Raw genomic sequence first — 17,122 nt, 5'->3', positions numbered from 1 at the left:
TCGTCTCATCCGTGCTTCAACCGTCGGGAGCCCCCATGAGCACCATCAGCGAGAGTCCACGCGGCGCGGAGCGGTTCGCCCTGTCGCTGCAGTCGGCGCTGACCCGAAGCGAAGTCGTCGACTCCTACCTCACCCATGTCCGCAGCGTGATCCCTGCCGGCGCCGTCGGCCTGTATCAGCTCGAAGAGGGTTCCGGCCGCGTCCTGGACGTGCACGCAGTGGCCTCGGGCGGCCTGCTGGACGAGTACGAGGCGTACGGCCGTGACGATGACCCGGTCCTGAGCCGGGTGATCGAGGGGCGGACGGCGCTGGATTCTTCGCGTGTGCCGGGTGGGCAGTGGGACAGGTGCGGTGCCCGTCAGGCGCTGGGGGCCGCCAGCTACCGGCACTCGCTTCTCGCTCCGGTGGCGACGTCGGCGTTCTTCGGGACGGTCAACTTCGCGCGTGACGCGTCGCAGGCTCCGTTCTCGGACGCGGATCTGATCGCCGCGCAGTCGGTCGCCGAGCATGTCGGTCTCGCCATCGAGCGTTCGCGGCGCTTCGAGGCGACGGCCCAGCGCGCCGCCCTGATCGAGAACACCTTCGACCGCCTCGACTACCCGGTGATCATCACGGATCTGTGCGGCCGGGTGCTGTTCTTCAACCGTTCCGCCCGGCGCGAGTGGCCCGTCCCGCTGGGCCCTGACGGCAGCCTGCCCACCTCGGACGGCCTGGCCAGGGCCATCATCGACGCCTCCGTGGAGTTCACGCGTGAGGGCCGGCGGGTGGTGACCAGGACGGTGTCCGGACCCGGCGGCAAGGAAGTGATCGCCAAGACGTTCCGCCTTGCGGGTTCCACGGCTGCCGCGGCGACCGTGCTGTTCGAGCGTTCGGGGCACCAGCCCGCGGACCGGCTGCCGGACTGGGAGGTGCTGACGCGCCGGGAGCGGGACATCGCGCAGCTGGTGAGCGAGGGTCTGACGACGAAGCAGATCGCGGAGCGGGCCTTCGTGTCCGAGAACACGGTCAAGCAGCACCTCAAGCGCATCTACGCGAAGACGGACGTGGCCAACCGCGCCGAGCTGATCCAGCTGATCTGGGCGTCCGCCCACGCGCCGGCGCCCCGATAGACGTACACGCATGTGAAGGACGACCGGCGGCAGGTGCCGCCGGTCGTCCTTCACATGTGTCCCGCTACCGCAGCGCGCGCCCGCCGTCGCTGTTGATGACGAGCCCGGTCACCACCCGCGAGGCCCTCGGGTCCGCGAGGTAGACGTAGGCGCCGGCGTGGTCGGCCGGGGTGGGCGTCACGCGGAGCATGGTGCCCGCGGCGATCCGCTGGTCCCGCCCGCTGACCGTACCGACGGACGACTCGCTCTCCCCGAGTGCCGCAAGTCCCGAGAACGCCGTGTCGGTCGTGCCGCCAGGAGCCACGCCGTTGACCCGCACTCCGGGCGCCAGGTCGGCCGCCAGATGCTGTACGACCCCCCGCAGGGCCCACTTGGAACTCCCGTACAGCACGCCGCCGCCCACCGGGTGGAACGCCGACTCCGACAGGGTCAGCGTCACCGAGCCACCCGCCTCGTGGAGCGCCGGCCAGGCCGTCCGTACGGCGACGAGGGTGGACAGGACGTTGACCCGCCACATCTCCTCGGCCGCGTCCACGAGTTCCTTCACCGTGAGTTCGCGGAGCGACGCGTAGTGGTCGAACACCCCTACGCAGCACGTGAGATGGTCGAGTTTCCCGGCGCTGTCGACGGCCTGCTCCAGGGCCTCGGTCAGCACGGGTTCGGCGGTCGCGTCACCGACTACCACCCGCAAGGACCGGCCCCGGGTCTCCTCGGTCAGCGCCTCGGCGTGCCGGGGCGAGCGTTCGAGGACGGTGACCGAGGCGCCCTCGTCGAGGTAGGCGAGCGCGGCACCCTTGCCGATGCCCGCGCCGCCTCCTACGACGAGGACGTTCATCCCCTCCATACGTCCGCTCATGGCGCGGGCCTCCTGGCGAGCATCTCGGTGATGAACCCGGGCTCCTGGAAACTGAGGCAGTCCAGGGCGACGGCGTCCAGGAGGACGCGGCTGCCCCGCCTGGGGGACCAGATCTCCAGGCGCATTCCGTTCCTGGTCTCCACCTTGCGGATGACCACATCGGCGAACTCGTTCGCGATGATGACCGGCCCGTCGGTGCCCGGCCCCTCTGGGTAGCAGGCCTCGGAACCGATGTCCGGGCGCTCGATGTACGGCTCGTGGGCCGGCGTGTCCACCTTGGCCTCCTGATCTGTCGTTCTGCACACGGGCTGGGGGACGTCGGTCAGACGAAGATCGACAGGTTGTGCGCGTTGATCAGCGCCTGGTCGAACGCCGCCCACCTGCGCGCAAGGCGCCAGCCGCCGGCTTCCCTGCGGACGGTGTCCTTCCTGGACAGGGAGTAGAGGCTGGGGTTGGGGTTGTCCCCGCGGCTGCGGTAGATGAAGCAGTTGGAGTGCACCAGGTACTCGTCGAGCACGTCCGTGGCGTCGACGAGGACGTTGGTGACGTAGTGCCGGGTGCGGGACGGTGGCTGCTCGGCCCAGGAGAAGTCCGTCTCCAGTCGCTGTACGCGCACTTCCAGGGTCTGGCGGTCGTCGTCGAAGATGCGTGAGGTGGGGGCGAGTTCCCATTCGGCCCGGGCCTCACGGGTGACCCGGACGGGCACCTCGTAGACGATGTCGTCGGTGAGCATTCCCAGCCAGTCCCGGAAGCGCCGCTCGTCGAGGGCGAGCGCCTCGCGGTACATGAACTCCTGTATGTCCAGGGCGGTTTCGCGGTCCACCTTCGACGGGTCGCCCATCACGCCTCCCCGGCCAGATAGTCGCCCCAGCGGGACCAGAGGTTCCGGAAGGCGGTGTCGTTGACGTAGGGCGTGACGGCGTGGCCCGGCCCGGCGAAGTCCGGGTCGCGGGGGCTCTCCATGCCCATGATGTAGGGGAAGTCGAGGTCCTTGACCATCGTGGAGCCCGCCGCACGGGTGACCTTGGTCCAGTTCTCGAAGTCGTCCTGCTCGAAGGTGCCGGCCTGGCCGAAGGCGAGGGTGTAGGCGCGATAGGCCTCGGCCTTGTACTCGGCCGGGGCGTTCTTGGGCACCAGGCACCAGGAGTACATCTCCATGCGGCCGGGGCCGACCGGGTGGTAGAGCCGCATGGTGACGAAGCGGACTCCCGGTTCGCCCGGGACGAGGCTGAACGGCTGCATCAGGAACGACAGGTTCGGGAAGACGGAGCCGACGGCCGTGCGGGTCTTGGCGAAGACCTGGACCTGCTCTGGTGTCAGCGTCTGCTTCATCTCCTCGGCCAGTTCGTCGGGGAAGCCGCCGAAGGCCGGGAAGTTGGGGCTGTGGCCGAGGCCGATGCCGTGTCCCTTGCCGGGGATGCTGACGGACCAGCCCTGGCTGTGGGTGGATCCGGACGACGGGAAGTAGCCGAGGTTGAAGCCCCATTGGTGGGCCACGGGTGTGTGGTAGCCGTCGCCCGTGAAGTTCTCGGTGCAGATCTTCCAGTCCGTGTCCGCGAGCCAGCGGTCCGGCGGCCCGTGCACCTCGACGCCGCCGAGGCCGTGCTTGAGGTAGAGGTCGAGGTAGAAGCGGAAGTCGCCCAGGTAGTCCCCGAGTTCGGGGGCCTCCGGGTCAAGGGTGCCGAAGACCAGGCCCTCGTAACTGTCGACGCGGACGCGGACCAGGCCCCAGTCCTTGCGCTTGAGGCGGCCTTCGTAGCCCTCCTTCATGTAGGGGACGCCGATCAGTTCACCGGAGTTCTTGTACGTCCACCCGTGGTAGGAGCAGCGGAAGTGGGACGAGTTGCCCATCTCCGACTTGCACATCACGTTGCCGCGGTGCCGGCACATGTTGAGGCTGGCGTGGATCTCGCCGTGCTCGTCGCGGGCGACGATGAGGTTGTTGTTGCCGATGGCGCGGGTGACGTAGTCGCCCGGCTCGGGGATCTCGCTCTCGTGGGCGAGGAAACACCAGGTCCTGGAGAACAGGCGCTCCTGCTCCAGGTCGTACACGGCCTGGTCGTTGAAGGCGCGGGCGGGGAACCGGCCTGCGGTGATCCCCGCCCGGGTCTTCTCAACCCAGGCATCCAGCGGCTGCTCTGCCTGTGTTGTCATGACGTCATCCCTGGTGCTTCGGCTTGCGCGGACCGAACCGCTTCTCGACCTCGGCCTTGATCTGCGCGTAGCGCTCGACGTGCTCGCCGGTGGTGCGGACGTGCTCCTCGGGGACGAGGTCCTCGGTGTAGGGCGGGCGGCACTTGCCGACGTTGATGTAGCCGGCGCCGTTCACCCGGATCTTCTCGAGCGGGACGTTGTACTTGGCGAACTCCATGAAGTCCTGGCCGACGAGGAAGGGCTCGTGGGCCCAGCGCAGCCGCTCGGTGAGCCAGCGGGCGTCGTCGGTACGGCCCTGCTGGAGCGCGTCACGGAGTTCGAGGACGGGGCCGGGGCCCATGGCGGTGGTGGAGGACCAGGCCATGCCGACGAGTTCCTCGCCGTACATCTCCCAGGCCGGGAACCAGTCCGTCTCGATGGACATCAGCGGGAAGCTGGTGCCGGTGTGGGCCATGTCGTTGTGGTAGCGGAAGCCGACGGAGGCACCGCCCGCGTACTTGACCGCGACGACCTGCGGCAGCTCCAGGAGGGTCTTGTAGACGCGGCGCGGGATGATGCCGCGGAAGGCTGCGGTGTTGTCGTAGACGACGATGGCGAGTTCGGGCACGGCCTCGGCGACGTCGCGGTAGAAGCGCTCCATCACAGGGGCGACCATCTCGCCCCACATCGGGCGGCCGAGGAGGGTGCCGGTGACGCCGAGGTCGGCGAGGAACTTCATCCGGGACACCGTGTCGCGGGTGTTGAGGGTGGTGGCTCCGATGAAGACCGGGAAGTCGGGGTCGATCGACTTGGCGGTCTCGGCGACGCAGGCGGCGAACGCCTTCCACTCGTCCAGGGTCAGCGTGGCGCACTCGCCGAGGGTGCCGTTGAGGGCGATGGCGTCGACGCCGTCGTTGATGAGGGCGCGGATCATCCGCTCGGTCTCCTGCAGGTCGACGGTGTCGACCGCGTCGACCCGCTCGGCGCCCGGCAGGGCGGGGGTGGGCGGGTAGGCCATCACACCCCGCATGTCGCGGCCGGTGACCTTGGGAAGCTTGCTCATGGTGGTGTCTCCTCGGGAAACGATGGGGAAAGTGCAGGTCACAGCCGGGCGGCGGCGACCGCGGTGCCGGTGAGCCATTCGGGTACGGGCTCGTAGGCGAGGACGTCGAAGCCGGTGCGGGCCGCACCGGCGGCGACCAGCCAGGTGCGGATCTCGTGGGCGCCGTTGCCGGCGGCGTCGATCTCGGCCTGGGTGTAGTCGGTGAGTCGGATGGGGTCTCCGGATTCGAGGCGGGCGACGAAGTCGCGGTCGAACTCCTCGTTGACGGAGCCGGATTCGGGCAGCCCCACCCAGTGGGAGAGGCCGCCGGTGGCGAGGACGACGACGCGCTGCGCGAAGGACTGGGCCTCCACCGCGTCGCGGATCGTCCGCCCCAGGTCGTAGCATCGCTTCGGGGTCGGCCAGGGCGGATTGACGCCGTTGACGACGACGGGGACAAGCGGGTACGTCGACTCGGGATCCAGGTGTTCCAGCGGTACGCAGAAGTTCTCGTCGAACTCCAGGCCGCCCTCGACCAGGGCCGGGTCGAACTCCGACTCCAGGGCGTAGGTGTACAGATGGCGGCCGAGCTTCGCGTGTCCGGGGTACCGGCGCCTGCGGACCTTGAGGAAGTCGGCCATCTCCGCCGTGGTGGGCCCGAGATAGTCGTCGCCCGTGGCGATGGCGAAGGCGGGCAGGTTGCCGAGGTGGAAGTTGGTGAAGTGCTCCACGGACACGGCGATCACGGCGTCGGGCCGCAGCTCCTCGATGCGCTTGCGCACCTCGGCGAACGCGGTTTCTACGGCGGCACGTGCGTCGGCCGGTGCCCGCTCGGGCCAGCCGGTGATGCCCGGCGAGTGGGACGCGGCGAAGACGCCCACGATCTGTCCGTTGCGGCTCATGGCCTGGCCTCCCCGCGGATCCGGGCGTAGTAGTCGGCTCGGTCGACCTGGAGCTGAATGGCGCAGAAGTAGAGCAGGTAGGGGTTGATCCCGCTCTCGTACATCGCCTTGAAGTCGAGGTCCTTCATCCACTGCCGGTGCTCGCCCGCGATGCCGTAGGAGTCGAGGGTGGCGTCCGGGTCCGCCTGGTAGGCGGCCTTGACGTCCGGCTTGCGCCGGATGTCCCACAGGAGCTGGTGGATGGCGTACATGGGGTCACCTCCCGGAGGGCGGGGGACGGTGGGGCATGGCCTGCGGCAGGCCGGCTCAGGACGTCGGGGCCACGGCGTCGAGGCGGTGGCGGAACCAGTCCGAGAGGCGGGCGGTGGCGACGGAGAAGTAGTCGTAGCTGCAGTGCAGCGAACCGGCTCCGTCGTAGATGTCTACGGTGACGTCCTTCGTGGTGAGGGCGTCGACGAAGCGGCGGGCGCCGGCGATGTCCATGATGATGTCGTCGGTGCCGTGCATGACGTAGACGGGGATCGACAGCTTGTCGGCGACGCCGTCGAGGGTGAACTCGGCGAGCTTTTTGCGGGCCTCGGCGTCGTCCTTGGAGCCCGTCAGCCACTGCAACTGCTGCTGGAGCGGCGGGTAGAACTCGTAGAAGTCAGTGAGGATGCTCCACGTGCCGCACCAGGCGGCGACGGCCTTGACGCGAGGCTCGAAGGCGGCGGCCCGCGGCGCGTAGTAGCCGCCGAAGCTGACACCGGCGAGGCCGAGGCGGTCGGTGTCGACGTCGTCGCGCCGCTCCAGGAAGTCGAGGACCGCTGCGACGGGGACTTCGTAGTCGGGGCGGCTGTAGAGCTGCTTGAAGCGCAGGGAGCTGCCGCGGCCGGGGGTGTCGACCATGACCACGTTCATGTCGCGGGCGGGGAACTCGGTGCCGCCCATGAAGTACAGCTCCTCGGCCCAGGAGTCGGCGCCGCCCAGGAACAGGACGGTGGGCCTGCGCTTGCCTGAGTTGTCGGGGCGCACGATGTAGCCGTCCATGGTGGTTCCCTCGAAGGGCACCTTGATGCGTTCGATGAGCCCGTCGGAGAGCTCGACACCGCGCTGGAAGTTCCGCGTGCCGGCGGTGTACGCGGCCTCTCGGCGCGGGTCGGCCGAGGTGAGGAAGAACTCGGAGTGGCGCCAGTAGCTGCACGAGCGCATGAAGGCGCGGCGGGCGGTGGTGATGTCGCCCCGTTCGAGGGCGGCTTCGGCCGCGGCTCCGACCTCCTGGGCCGTGCGGCTCCACTCCTGCTGCCACACCTCGCCGTCGGTGGTGGTGCGGCCGATACGGGCGGCGGTGCGGGCGCACTCGAAGAGGTCGGCTCCCCCGACGGCGACCTGGGCGAGCAGACGCATCGTCTGGAGCGACCAGTCTTCGTCCTGGGGGAAGAGTTCGATGACGGACAGGGCGTCGCGGTTTGCGGCGACAGTCGCAGCGGGCATCGGGGGGTTCCTTTACGTCGGAGGAGGTGTAACTGCCGTGTACGAATGGGTAGTTCAGGGCGTGGGAATCGCGGCCGGGCTGCCGGCGGTGATGTCGCGGAAGTCGGCGCGTTCGGCGATGGCACTACGCAGAGAGGCGAGCTGCCGGGGTGCGTTGACGCACACCGCGCCTCGGACGGTCCCGTGCCGTCCGTAGACGGCGACGAGGGACGACTCGTCATGGCGCAGGAAGGCGACGTCGTCCTTCGCGGAGACGCGGCCCACGCAGCGCAGCTTGGCCTCGAACTGGTCGGTCCAGAAGTACGGCACGGAGGTGAAGGGTTCGCGTTCGCCGAGCAGTGTCCCGGCCGCGTGTGCGCCCTGTTCGACGGCGTTGGTCCAGTGCTCGACGCGCATGCTCTCGTCGAAGAGCTGGTTGTGCCAGCGGGCTACGTCGCCGGCGGCGACGATGCCGGGCACGGTGGTGGACAGGTCCGGTTCGCACTGCACGCCGTCGCCGACGGCGACGTCCGAGCCGGTGAGCCAGGCCGTCGAGGGGATGCCGCCCACGCCCACGAGGACGGTGTCGGCGCTGAGTATCTCGCCGGTGTCGAGCAGTACGCGGGTGCGGTCCCCGTCCGGGCTCAGTGAGGCGACACCGGTGGACCCCAGGAACCGGACGCCGTGACGCCGGTGCAGATCGGTGTACCAGGCTCCCACCTGCTCACCGAGCCGGTACATCGGCGTCGGCATGACGTCGACGACGGTGACGTCGAGGCCCAGGCGGCGGGCGGTGGCGGCGGTCTCCAGGCCGATGAACCCGGCGCCGACGACCACGAGGTGGCCGCCCCTCTGCAGGGCCTGGCGCAGCCGTTCGGCGTCGTCGTAGGTCCGCAGTGTGTGCACGGTCGGCATGGACAGGGTCATGGGCATCCGACGCGAGATCGATCCGGTGGCGATGACAAGGCCGTCGTAGGCGATCGACGTGTCGGAGCCGAGGCGCAGCCAGCGGTCGCGGGTGTCGAGGGCCGTGGCCGCCTCGCCGAGCTGGAGGGTGACGCTCTGGTCCGCGAACCAGTCGGCGTCCTTGAGGCTCAGGACCGGCTCACTCAGCCCGTCGGCGAGAGCCTCCTTGGACAGCGGGGGCCGGGTGTACGGCAGCCGGTCCTCGGCACCGACCAGGACGATGTGCCCCTCGAAGCCCCGCTGGCGCAGGGACTCGCAGGCGCTGACGCCGGCCAGGGAGGCGCCGACCACGACGATGCGGTTCATTGCCGCTCCTCGACGCGTATGGCCTGGGCCGGGCAGCAGCGCGCGGAGGATTCGACGTGCGCGCGCACGGCGTCGTCGGGGTTCTCCAGGCGCAGGACGGCCTTGTTCTCGTCCTCGTCGAAGTCCCAGACCTCGGGGGCCTCGATCAGACAGTTGGCGTAGCCCTGGCAGCTGGCCGGCTCGAAGATGATGTGGAGGGACATCACGCGCTCCCTGGTGGCGAGTGTGGCGAGTGGTACGCGGGCTAGGGCCTGGCGGTGCCCGGCAGGCGGGAATTTGACGACCGGCCCTAGTGACCGGCTGCGGACAGGTGCGGCATCGGCGGGGCGACGTCGACGAGGCGTGCGGCACGCGGGGTGTTGCGGCTGGTCAGGTTGCGCAGGACGCCATCAGTGACGACCGCGGTGATGCCCGGGATGTCGCCGATCGCGAGAGCGCCCAGGGCGTCGGAGGCGGTGGAGCCCCAGGGGGCGTCCATGACGACGAGGTCGGCCGCGGCCCCCGGGGTGACGAACCCTGCGGGGAGGTCCCAGGTGCGGGCGTTGTTGCCGGTGGCTGCCGCCCAGATCCGCGCCGGGTCGATGCCGGAGAGGGAGGACAGTTCGGTGACGGTCTTGATGACGCCGAGCGGCATCACGCCGGTGCCGGTAGGTGTGTCCGAGCCGATGACGATCCGCCCGAAGTGGCCTTCCTCGTGGCACTTCTTGAGGATGCGGACCGCCGAACGGAGGTTGCCGGCCTGGACGAGCTGGAGCGCCATGTCCGTGGCGTCGATGATCTTGTCGACGCCTTCCACGGACAGGGAGGTCGGGCCTCCGTTGACATGGCCGCACACGTCCGGGGCCAGATACAGCAGGTGGTCCGGGGTGATGGGTTTGCTGCCGGGGATGCTGGCGCCGCCGGAGTGGCACATAACGGTGATGCCGTGGGCCTGCGCGGAGCGGAACTGTTCGTAGCCGTCGGCCGGGTCCTCGTAGAGGCCGAACCCGAACTTGGCGAGCCGGACGCCCGCGGCCTGAAGGTCGGCGAAGTCGTCGTCGGTCAGGCAGGGTTCGAGGACCACGGAACCCGCGTGAACGGTCATGCCGCCGGGGTGGAAGTTCTTGAAGCACGCCATCGCCGCGATGGCCAGGGCCTTCACTCCGGCCGCGTCGTGCGGGCGGCCCTGGGCGTGGATCTCGCCCGGGGACACCACGCTGGTGATGCCGCCGTGCACGTAGCTCGCGAGGAAGTCGACGGTTTTCTGCCGGGGTGTGTAGTCGCCGAGGACGACGTGGCAGTGCGAGTCGATGAGGCCGGGGGCGACGGTCGAGCCGTTCGCGTCGATCACGACTTCGGAGGCGTCGACGAGTTCGGCCAGCTCGCTCCGCCTGCCGACGGCGACGATGAGGCCGTCCTCGCTCACGACGGTGTCCGCGTCGGCGATCACGGGGTTCTCGTAGTCACCGGACAGGACGGTCGCGGCGCCGACGATGGCCAGGCGGCTCATGACGTCGCCTGCGACTGCGCCTCGGCCTTCGACAGGCCGCCCACCCGGGCGTTGATACGGCCACGGTTGGCGACGGCCGCGATGATCACCAGCTCGTCGGGGTGCGGGCCGTCCGGGATGTGCACGGTGATCGCGTCGTAGTGGCTGCGCACCCAGATCTCGTCCTTGAAGGCGAGCGGCACGTCGATGGTGGCGTCCGTTCCGGAGGCCTTGGTGACGGAGGTGATCCAGGCTTCGCCGCCGCCGATCGCCTTGCGCAGGGCGTTGCCGAAGGTCGAGGTGACGGCGGCGTTGATGTGCTCCTGCTCGCCGGCGGTGCCGACGAGTCCGCCCTTGCCGTAGCTCTCCGGCTCACTGCCGAGCAGCCGGACCGCTTCCTCGCCGAGATACGTGCCGATCTCGTCCGAGGCGTCCACGATCGCGGAGAGATCGGCGACGTAGCCCTGTCCGGCGAAGGGGTTCCGCACGACCGCGCAGACAGCGACCTTGCGCAGTGGGCCACCGCCGTCGCTCTCACCGGCGACGGAGCGGACCTCTTCGATCTGGGCAAAAACCTTCCGTACCACCAGGCCGCTCACGTTCGCTCCTTCGTCCCGGGCCCCGGCGACTGTCTCGCCGGGGCGACGAAAAGAACGTTATGAAGAGCGAGGTGGTGTCCACCGTCCCCGAACGGGTGTATTCGGGGTCAGGCGGTGAGCGGGTTACCTCTGGATCTTCAGCAGGGCGGCGATCTCCGTGAAGCTCCGGCGTTCGGCGTGCTGGAGGGCCGTGGCGCCGTGGGCGTCGGGGAGGTCTCGGGTGGCTCCCGCCGTGAGGAGGAGTTCGACGATCTCCTGGTGGGCGCGGCCGCCGTCGCCGAGGATGACCGCCTCCAGGAGGGCGGTCCAGCCGAGGTGGTTGGCGTGGTCCACGTCGGTGTCCGTCTCGCGCAGCACGGCTCGGACGTAGTCGGCGTGGCCGCGTTCGGAGGCCGGGATGAGGGACGTGCCGCCGTAGCGGTTGGTGAGCCTGAGGTCGGGCTTCGCCGGGAGGAGCGTGCGCATCATGCGGACGCTGCCGGTGACGCCGGTGACGAGCCACGGGGTGTCGCCTCGGTCGTCCCGGGCGTTCGGGTCTGCGCCGGCTGCGACGAGGGTTTGTGCGGCGGCTACGTGGTCGTGGCTCGCCGCGAGGAGCAGGGGTGTGCGGTGGTGGGTGTCCCGGCCCTCGATGTGTGCGCCGGCGGCGAGGGCGGCGCGTACCGCGGCGGCGTCTCCGTGGGCGGCGGCGTCGAGCAGGGCACGGTTGTGCTGGGCCGTGGCGGCCTTCTTGGCGGCGGCCGGCGAACCGGTCAGGGACCGTGCGGCCAGGGACAGTCCGGCGAGTGCCGACCGGGTCCGGTGGAAGCCGGCCGAGGCGACCATGCCGAGGTGGATCCGCATCGCGTGCATCCGGGTGGCCGCGACCTTCGCGTCGGTCGTCAGCGGCATGGTGGCGGTCCTTCCGGGGGTGTGGTGATGGTGCTCGGGGCGATGGTGCTGCGGGGGCGGGAACTGACTTGCCTGCAGGCCTTACGAAGTGGGCCTTGGCCAAGTGGGCCATGGTCGCCGTCACGACTCCGGCGGCACCCGGCAGGAATGCCTGGTGCCGCCGGAGGGCGATGGTAGGCGGGCAGCGGCGCGCGTGGTGGCCGCCACCCGCCGGTCAGTGGGCTGCCGCCTCGGCCGGGGGCCGGGGGCCGGTGTTAGTTGAGCGCGGACACGCCGGCGCGGGCGAACTTCTCGTCCAGGTCGCCCGACGGGGCACCGGCGACACCGACACCGGCGATCGGAGCGTTCTTCGCGTCGACCGGAGCGCCACCGCCCAGGAACAGCGTGCCCGGGATGTCCTTCAGGTTCGGGGTGGTTTCCAGACGCTTCGCCAGCTCGGACGTCGGGGCGTTCCACGACACCGCCGTGTACGCCTTGCGCACGGCGGACTCGTACGACTGCGGGCCCGCACCGTCGCCGCGGAGGGTGACGATCGTGTTGCCGTTGCGGTCGACGACGGCCACGGAGACGCGCTGGCCCTCGGACTCGGCGGCGCGCAGCGCGGCCTGGGCGGCCTTGGTCGCGGCGGCGATGGTCAGGTGCGTGGACGTCGTGGTGGTGTTGCCCTTGACGTTGGCGGCCGGAGCAGCCTTCGCGGCGGTCGGCGCCGAGGCGTTCGCGGAGACGGCACCGAACGTACCGGCGGCGACTACGGCGACGGCGGCACCGCCGGTGGCGATGCGAGCGCGACGAGAAAGCTTCTTCATCGGGATCAAGACTCCTGGAAACGTGGGGACGTTCGCTCCTTCAGCACCTTCATCCTCGACCTGCGCCAGAGCCGCGGCATCAACCGATCGGTTGAACCTTCATGGATCGACGCACGTGAGAATGGGAGTTTCACCGGCTCCCTCGGTCCTGGGCAGCGCGGTGCGGAGCGGTCCGAAACGGACGGAACGAAACAGGGTCGTGCTGAGTCACGAGGGCTCACATGTGTCGCACTGTGGTGCGGCGCGAACCTACGTATCTCGGTGAACGACTTAAGTAACACACCTGCTGACACATGGTCTATGAACTTGCTTCTACTGAGAGTTCAGGGGCTGTCGCTTCTCAAATGCGGCTCGGATTCACCGGCCCACCCCCGGGACGCGGCCACACTCCACCCCCTCCCCAATGGGTGAAATAGCAAGCGTCAAATCACACTCAATACGACATTTCGGTTCATTATGGGCAAGCCTTCGGGTGGCCAGTCCGGCCGGTTCCGCGTGTGCGGTTCCGGCGGCTCGCCTCTGTTCCGTCTCAGACGCAGGAGTCAGCAGACCGTGAAGCCCAACGCCAAGCCCCTCGCTCGCACGCGCATCGTCACCGGCACGCTCCTCGCCGCCGCCGTCACACTCGGCGGCGTCGGGGCCACCACCGCCACCGCCGCGACCACCCACGCTCGGTTCGCCGGCCGGGGCGACGTCGCGAACTACTACACGACCAAGTCCACCCACCTGACGATCCGTGCGGCGGCGAAGGCGGCGGAGGCGGCGATGGACGCGGCGGTGCGCGAGGGCCAGCGCGTCTCGGTCGCCGTCGTCGACCGCAACGGCAACACCATCGTGACCCTGCGCGGCGACGGCGCCGGTCCGCAGTCGTACGAGTCGGCCATCCGCAAGGCGTACACGGCGGTGTCGTGGAACGCGCCGACGTCGGAGCTGGTCAAGCGCCTGCAGACGACGCCGACCCTCGCCGACATCCCGGGCACGCTGTTCCTCGCCGGCGGCGTCCCGGTCACCGCGAAGGGCGCCCCGATCGCCGGCATCGGCGTCGCCGGAGCCCCCTCGGGCGACCTCGACGAGAAGTTCGCCCGCGCCGGGGCCGACGCGCTGCGTCACTGACCTCAACTCGCCTGGGCGTGCGCTCCGTCAGCACGCCCAGGCCCCTCGTCGGCCCGCGAATTCGCCCGCCACAGAAGGCACTTCGAAAGGGCTGGCACTCGGCTCCGGCACGCAGGATGATCGGGGGTGCGGTGACCGTTCGGATGACATGCGTTCCATGGCATCGGGCGCTCACGTCGGAGCGGGGAGGGGCCTCATGGAATGGATCGTCGGAATCGGGATGCTCTTCGGCTTGCTCTGCATCATCGCGGGCATTGCCGCGCTGCGCACCGGCTGGGCCCCGCGCTGGATGCGACGACACGTCACCCGACCCTCGCTCTACGGGCTCGGATTGCTCCTGGTGGGTCTGCCCGTCTTCGTCCAGGGCTTCTTCTACTTCCACCTCGTGGCGAGCCCGTCCTGGGAGGTCCGGTTCTTCGGGCTGAACGCCTTCCTGTTCTCCGGACTCATCCTCATCGGAGTCGGCCAGATGAGGCGCAGAAGCTGAACGCTGTACGCCGACTCCCCACATCTATGCACTCACTTGACGTGATCTACGTCACTACACCCCTCTACGGCGTGACGATCTCCCGCTGGGGCGCGCTTGTCTGAGTGGGCCATCCATGTGACGGATGTGCCTCATGTGACCGTCGCTTGTGGCCGTTGACCGGCCATCTGTTTGGGGTGGATCGTCTTGAGTCGTCGTACCTCGCGTGCATACAGACCGCTGAGCATGAAACGCCGTGCGTGGCTCACGCTCGGCGCGGTCGTCCTGGGAGGCGGGGGTGTGGTGACGTACGCCGTGGCCAGCCCGTCCCAGGATCCCGGGGCCACCGGGCGGGCCAAGCGGCCGGTGAAGGTCTACGACCTCGCGCTCAAGGGCTCCACCAGCGGCAAGCGTGAGCTGCCGCGCACGCAGACCAAGCAGTTCTCGATGCTCGGTGTCTCCTGGACCGGCGCGACCAAGCACCTGCACGGCACGGCGCAGGTGCGCACCCGCAGCATCGACACCGGAGCGTGGACCGCCTGGAAGGACCTCGAGGCGGACGCCGACCCGCTGGAGAACCCCGAGGCCGGCGTACGCGGTGCGTCCGAGCCGTTGTGGGTGGGCCCGTCCGACGGTGTCGAGGTCCAGGTCGTCCACAAGAACGGTTCCGCCAGCTCTGGCCTGCCGAAGGGACTTGAGGTCAACCTGGTCGACCCGGGTGTCGCGACCGACGCCGAGACGAAGGCCAAGCCGGCCGCGTACGTCGTCCAGGCCTCCTCGACGGAAAGCGCGTCGCCCACGGACACGAGCACACCCACCGACACGGGCACACCCCTGGTCGCCCCGACCGACTCGGCCTCGCCCAGCGACACTTCGAGCCCCAGCACCTCCGCCAGCCCCGGCGCGTCCGCGAGCCCCGCGCCCACCGTCCCCACCCCTCCCCCGTCCACCGTGCCCGAGCCGCCGATCACCTCGCGCGCCGGATGGGGCGCCGACGAGTCGCTGAGCCCCGACCCGTCCGAGTACAACGCCGACGTGAAGGCCGTGTTCGTCCACCACACGGACGGGACGAACAACTACTCGTGCGCCGACTCCGCGTCGATCGTGCGCGGCATCTACGCGTACCACACGCAGACCAACGGTTGGAACGACATCGGCTACAACTTCCTGGTCGACAAGTGCGGCACCATCTTCGAGGGCCGCAAGGGCGGCGTCGACCTGCCGGTGCTCGGTGCGCACACCTACGGCTGGAACCGTGAGTCCGCGGGCATCGCGCTCCTCGGCGAGTTCAGCACGACCGGCGCCACCGACGCCGCTCTGACCTCCGTCGCCCGTATCGCGTCCTGGAAGCTCGGCCAGTACAACGCCGACCCGGCCTCGACCGTGAAGCTCACGGCCGGCGCGACGCAGACCAACTACTTCGGCACCGGTTACACCGCGGGCAGCCAGTACACGTTCAACCGCATCTCCGCGCACCGCGACGGCTTCAACACCCAGTGCCCCGGCAGCTCGCTCTACGCCCAGCTGCCGAAGATCCGCACGTGGGCGTCCGGCCCGGTGCAGGACCTGAAGGTGACCTCGCTGTCCGGCGCGGCTCTGTCCGGCACGACGTACTACACCAAGGGCGCGATCACGGCGAAGTGGTCGGCGTCGACGCCGAGTTCGCTGATCTCGAAGGTCGAGCTGCTGGTGGACGGCAAGGCCATGGCCAGTGCCTCCGGTACGGCCACGTCCGTGGGCGCCACCCTCCCCGTGGGCACACACACCGTCGCCGTGCGGGCGACGCACCAGTCCGGTAAGACCACGACGTCCGCCGCGCTGAACGTCGTCGCGGAGACGACGGCACCCACCTTCACCACCGCGCCGAAGCTGTCCCTGCGCACCGGTACGGTCAACACCACCGCCGTCCCGGTCACGCTCGGCTGGAAGGCCACCGACAACGCCGCGCTGAAGTCCGTGAGCCTGCTGACCCCGACGACGGCCACGTTCGGCCCGACGACGACCAGCTCGAGCCGCACCGCCACATCCGGCACCGCGAGCGCCTGGTCGATGAAGGCCTACGACTACGCGGGCAACACCGGCACGTCCTCCGCGTCCTTCACCCCGATGATCCTGCAGGAGACCTCGGCCACCAAGTCCGGTACGTGGACGGCCCGTTCGTCCTCCAGCTACCTCGGCGGCAAGTCCTACTCCAGCGGTTCGAAGGGCGCGAGCCTGACGTGGACGTTCACGGGCCGCTCGGCATCGTGGGTGGTCTCGCGGGCGACGACGTCCGGGCAGGCGTACGTCTACGTGGACGGCGTCAAGGTCAGCACCGTCGACCTGAAGTCGGCCACCACGCAGTACCGCCAGGCGATCTGGACCAAGTCGTGGTCCACCAGCGCCAAGCACACGGTGAAGATCGTGGTCGTCGGCACGACCGGTCGCCCGACGGTCACGACGGACGGGCTCGTCTACATCAAGTGAGACCCGCGAGGTACTCCGCCAGCGCCGACTCCGTGTCGGCGAGGGGGAAGCTGGTGCCGAGGTATCCGTCCGGGCGGACGACGAAGCCGGTCGCGCCGTCCGGACGGTAGAGCCGGGCGAACTCCCCTGCGGTGTCCCGGTATGCGGCCGTCGCCAGGGTGCCGAGTGCGGTCGGCTCGACATCCCTGGGGAGGACGGCGACTGTCTCCAAGTCGGGCCCGGAGTAAGCCTGTTCGCCGGTCGGCGGCATCGCGACGGTGGCCACGTCGGACGCGTACGCGAGAAACACGTGCGCCGTGCGGCCGCGCAGGATGTCGAGCAGGCGCATGGGGTAGGCGGGGACGGGCCCGGTCAGCCCGGTGCAGTCCGGGGCCCGGTCGCCGGGCTGAGGCGCGCCGGACTCGGGTACGCCGAGCTGAGGTGCATCGGGCTCGGGTGCGTCGGCCGGTCCGTTCGTGCTCGGCGCGAGCGGGCCGCTCCGGTAGCCGACCAGGAGTTGGGCTTCGCGGAGTTGCATGGTCCGTGGGTCGTCGGGGCCGCTGCCGAA

General features: G+C 69.7%; 19 protein-coding genes. 4 read left to right on the top strand and 15 right to left on the bottom strand.

Annotation, left to right across the window (positions count from 1 at the left end; translation table 11 throughout):
• Nucleotides 1-35: 35 nt before the first annotated feature.
• The gene (locus ABZ893_RS23515) at nt 36-1,109 is read left to right on the top strand and encodes a LuxR C-terminal-related transcriptional regulator (protein ID WP_361406990.1); all 1,074 of its coding nucleotides are present in this window, start codon (nt 36-38) and stop codon (nt 1,107-1,109) included.
• Between the two features lie 64 nt (nt 1,110-1,173).
• Here ABZ893_RS23515 and ABZ893_RS23510 read toward each other — a convergent pair whose 3' ends face one another.
• The 14 genes from ABZ893_RS23510 to ABZ893_RS23445 all read right to left on the bottom strand — a co-directional run bounded on the left by ABZ893_RS23510 (nt 1,174) and on the right by ABZ893_RS23445 (nt 12,530).
• Complete coding sequence (locus ABZ893_RS23510; protein WP_361406988.1) at nt 1,174-1,965, bottom strand: SDR family NAD(P)-dependent oxidoreductase; 792 nt, start codon at nt 1,963-1,965, stop codon at nt 1,174-1,176.
• A complete protein-coding gene (locus tag ABZ893_RS23505; protein ID WP_361406986.1) occupies nt 1,962-2,240 on the bottom strand; it encodes a hypothetical protein in 279 nt (92 codons plus the stop codon). Before ABZ893_RS23505 ends, ABZ893_RS23510 begins: the two co-directional genes overlap by 4 nt.
• A 47-nt stretch (nt 2,241-2,287) precedes the next feature.
• Nucleotides 2,288-2,806 (bottom strand): 3-phenylpropionate/cinnamic acid dioxygenase subunit beta, encoded by a 519-nt coding sequence (locus ABZ893_RS23500; protein ID WP_361406984.1) that lies wholly within the window; start codon nt 2,804-2,806, stop codon nt 2,288-2,290.
• Nucleotides 2,806-4,119 carry an aromatic ring-hydroxylating dioxygenase subunit alpha gene (locus tag ABZ893_RS23495; protein ID WP_361406983.1) on the bottom strand — a complete coding sequence of 438 codons (1,314 nt, stop codon included), beginning with the start codon at nt 4,117-4,119 and terminating at the stop codon, nt 2,806-2,808. The genes ABZ893_RS23500 and ABZ893_RS23495 overlap by 1 nt, the downstream gene beginning before the upstream one ends.
• Before the next feature lie 4 nt (nt 4,120-4,123).
• The gene (locus ABZ893_RS23490; RefSeq protein ID WP_361406981.1) at nt 4,124-5,161 is read right to left on the bottom strand and encodes a dihydrodipicolinate synthase family protein; all 1,038 of its coding nucleotides are present in this window, start codon (nt 5,159-5,161) and stop codon (nt 4,124-4,126) included.
• Nucleotides 5,162-5,199: 38 nt separating this feature from the next.
• Nucleotides 5,200-6,042: a hypothetical protein gene (locus ABZ893_RS23485; RefSeq protein ID WP_361406979.1), complete on the bottom strand. Its 843-nt coding sequence runs from the start codon at nt 6,040-6,042 to the stop codon at nt 5,200-5,202.
• Entirely contained in the window at nt 6,039-6,293 is a 255-nt protein-coding gene (locus tag ABZ893_RS23480) for a hypothetical protein (RefSeq protein ID WP_361406977.1), read from the bottom strand. Before ABZ893_RS23480 ends, ABZ893_RS23485 begins: the two co-directional genes overlap by 4 nt.
• Before the next feature lie 55 nt (nt 6,294-6,348).
• Nucleotides 6,349-7,515 carry an alpha/beta fold hydrolase gene (locus ABZ893_RS23475; protein ID WP_361406975.1) on the bottom strand — a complete coding sequence of 389 codons (1,167 nt, stop codon included), beginning with the start codon at nt 7,513-7,515 and terminating at the stop codon, nt 6,349-6,351.
• Nucleotides 7,516-7,569: 54 nt separating this feature from the next.
• Complete coding sequence (locus ABZ893_RS23470; RefSeq protein WP_361406973.1) at nt 7,570-8,766, bottom strand: FAD-dependent oxidoreductase; 1,197 nt, start codon at nt 8,764-8,766, stop codon at nt 7,570-7,572.
• Nucleotides 8,763-8,969: a ferredoxin gene (locus ABZ893_RS23465; RefSeq protein ID WP_361406971.1), complete on the bottom strand. Its 207-nt coding sequence runs from the start codon at nt 8,967-8,969 to the stop codon at nt 8,763-8,765. The genes ABZ893_RS23470 and ABZ893_RS23465 overlap by 4 nt, the downstream gene beginning before the upstream one ends.
• A gap of 86 nt (nt 8,970-9,055) precedes the next feature.
• A complete protein-coding gene (locus ABZ893_RS23460; protein ID WP_361406969.1) occupies nt 9,056-10,255 on the bottom strand; it encodes an amidohydrolase family protein in 1,200 nt (399 codons plus the stop codon).
• Nucleotides 10,252-10,833, bottom strand: a complete 582-nt coding sequence (locus tag ABZ893_RS23455) for an amino acid synthesis family protein (RefSeq protein WP_361406967.1) — start codon at nt 10,831-10,833, stop codon at nt 10,252-10,254. The genes ABZ893_RS23460 and ABZ893_RS23455 overlap by 4 nt, the downstream gene beginning before the upstream one ends.
• Nucleotides 10,834-10,956: 123 nt before the next feature.
• Nucleotides 10,957-11,589, bottom strand: coding sequence for an ankyrin repeat domain-containing protein (locus ABZ893_RS23450; protein ID WP_361407269.1), 633 nt, complete (start codon nt 11,587-11,589; stop codon nt 10,957-10,959).
• 389 nt (nt 11,590-11,978) lie between these two features.
• Nucleotides 11,979-12,530: a heme-binding protein gene (locus ABZ893_RS23445; RefSeq protein ID WP_361406965.1), complete on the bottom strand. Its 552-nt coding sequence runs from the start codon at nt 12,528-12,530 to the stop codon at nt 11,979-11,981.
• Nucleotides 12,531-13,082: 552 nt separating this feature from the next.
• Here ABZ893_RS23445 and ABZ893_RS23440 point away from each other — a divergent pair.
• From ABZ893_RS23440 to ABZ893_RS23430, 3 genes are all read left to right on the top strand, one after another.
• Complete coding sequence (locus ABZ893_RS23440) at nt 13,083-13,643, top strand: heme-binding protein (RefSeq protein ID WP_361406964.1); 561 nt, start codon at nt 13,083-13,085, stop codon at nt 13,641-13,643.
• 196 nt (nt 13,644-13,839) lie between these two features.
• Entirely contained in the window at nt 13,840-14,130 is a 291-nt protein-coding gene (locus ABZ893_RS23435) for a hypothetical protein (RefSeq protein WP_361406962.1), read from the top strand.
• 225 nt (nt 14,131-14,355) lie between these two features.
• A complete protein-coding gene (locus ABZ893_RS23430) occupies nt 14,356-16,575 on the top strand; it encodes an N-acetylmuramoyl-L-alanine amidase (RefSeq protein WP_361406960.1) in 2,220 nt (739 codons plus the stop codon).
• On the opposite strand, the gene ABZ893_RS23425 is transcribed toward ABZ893_RS23430, so the two are convergent.
• Nucleotides 16,568-17,092, bottom strand: coding sequence for a hypothetical protein (locus ABZ893_RS23425; RefSeq protein ID WP_361406958.1), 525 nt, complete (start codon nt 17,090-17,092; stop codon nt 16,568-16,570). The two genes, ABZ893_RS23430 and ABZ893_RS23425, sit on opposite strands and share 8 nt — an antisense overlap.
• Between the last annotated feature and the right edge of the window lie 30 nt (nt 17,093-17,122).

This window comes from Streptomyces sp. NPDC046821, from assembly GCF_040645335.1.
Taxonomy (GTDB): domain Bacteria; phylum Actinomycetota; class Actinomycetes; order Streptomycetales; family Streptomycetaceae; genus Streptomyces.
The sequence above is the reverse complement of the archived record's forward strand: the minus strand, read 5'-3'. Positions and strand labels throughout refer to the sequence as shown.

Excerpts from the sequence above, each read along its gene's own strand:
- ABZ893_RS23475 (WP_361406975.1), bottom strand. The coding sequence starts at position 7,515 with ATGCCCGCTGCGACTGTCGCCGCAAACCGCGACGCCCTGTCCGTCATC.
- ABZ893_RS23445 (WP_361406965.1), bottom strand. The coding sequence starts at position 12,530 with ATGAAGAAGCTTTCTCGTCGCGCTCGCATCGCCACCGGCGGTGCCGCC.
- ABZ893_RS23485 (WP_361406979.1), bottom strand. The coding sequence starts at position 6,042 with ATGAGCCGCAACGGACAGATCGTGGGCGTCTTCGCCGCGTCCCACTCG.
- ABZ893_RS23495 (WP_361406983.1), bottom strand. The coding sequence starts at position 4,119 with ATGACAACACAGGCAGAGCAGCCGCTGGATGCCTGGGTTGAGAAGACC.
- ABZ893_RS23470 (WP_361406973.1), bottom strand. The coding sequence starts at position 8,766 with ATGAACCGCATCGTCGTGGTCGGCGCCTCCCTGGCCGGCGTCAGCGCC.
- ABZ893_RS23460 (WP_361406969.1), bottom strand. The coding sequence starts at position 10,255 with ATGAGCCGCCTGGCCATCGTCGGCGCCGCGACCGTCCTGTCCGGTGAC.
- ABZ893_RS23480 (WP_361406977.1), bottom strand. The coding sequence starts at position 6,293 with ATGTACGCCATCCACCAGCTCCTGTGGGACATCCGGCGCAAGCCGGAC.
- ABZ893_RS23510 (WP_361406988.1), bottom strand. The coding sequence starts at position 1,965 with ATGAGCGGACGTATGGAGGGGATGAACGTCCTCGTCGTAGGAGGCGGC.
- ABZ893_RS23465 (WP_361406971.1), bottom strand. The coding sequence starts at position 8,969 with ATGTCCCTCCACATCATCTTCGAGCCGGCCAGCTGCCAGGGCTACGCC.
- ABZ893_RS23425 (WP_361406958.1), bottom strand. The coding sequence starts at position 17,092 with ATGCAACTCCGCGAAGCCCAACTCCTGGTCGGCTACCGGAGCGGCCCG.
- ABZ893_RS23500 (WP_361406984.1), bottom strand. The coding sequence starts at position 2,806 with ATGGGCGACCCGTCGAAGGTGGACCGCGAAACCGCCCTGGACATACAG.
- ABZ893_RS23490 (WP_361406981.1), bottom strand. The coding sequence starts at position 5,161 with ATGAGCAAGCTTCCCAAGGTCACCGGCCGCGACATGCGGGGTGTGATG.
- ABZ893_RS23430 (WP_361406960.1), top strand. The coding sequence starts at position 14,356 with ATGAAACGCCGTGCGTGGCTCACGCTCGGCGCGGTCGTCCTGGGAGGC.
- ABZ893_RS23515 (WP_361406990.1), top strand. The coding sequence starts at position 36 with ATGAGCACCATCAGCGAGAGTCCACGCGGCGCGGAGCGGTTCGCCCTG.
- ABZ893_RS23435 (WP_361406962.1), top strand. The coding sequence starts at position 13,840 with ATGGAATGGATCGTCGGAATCGGGATGCTCTTCGGCTTGCTCTGCATC.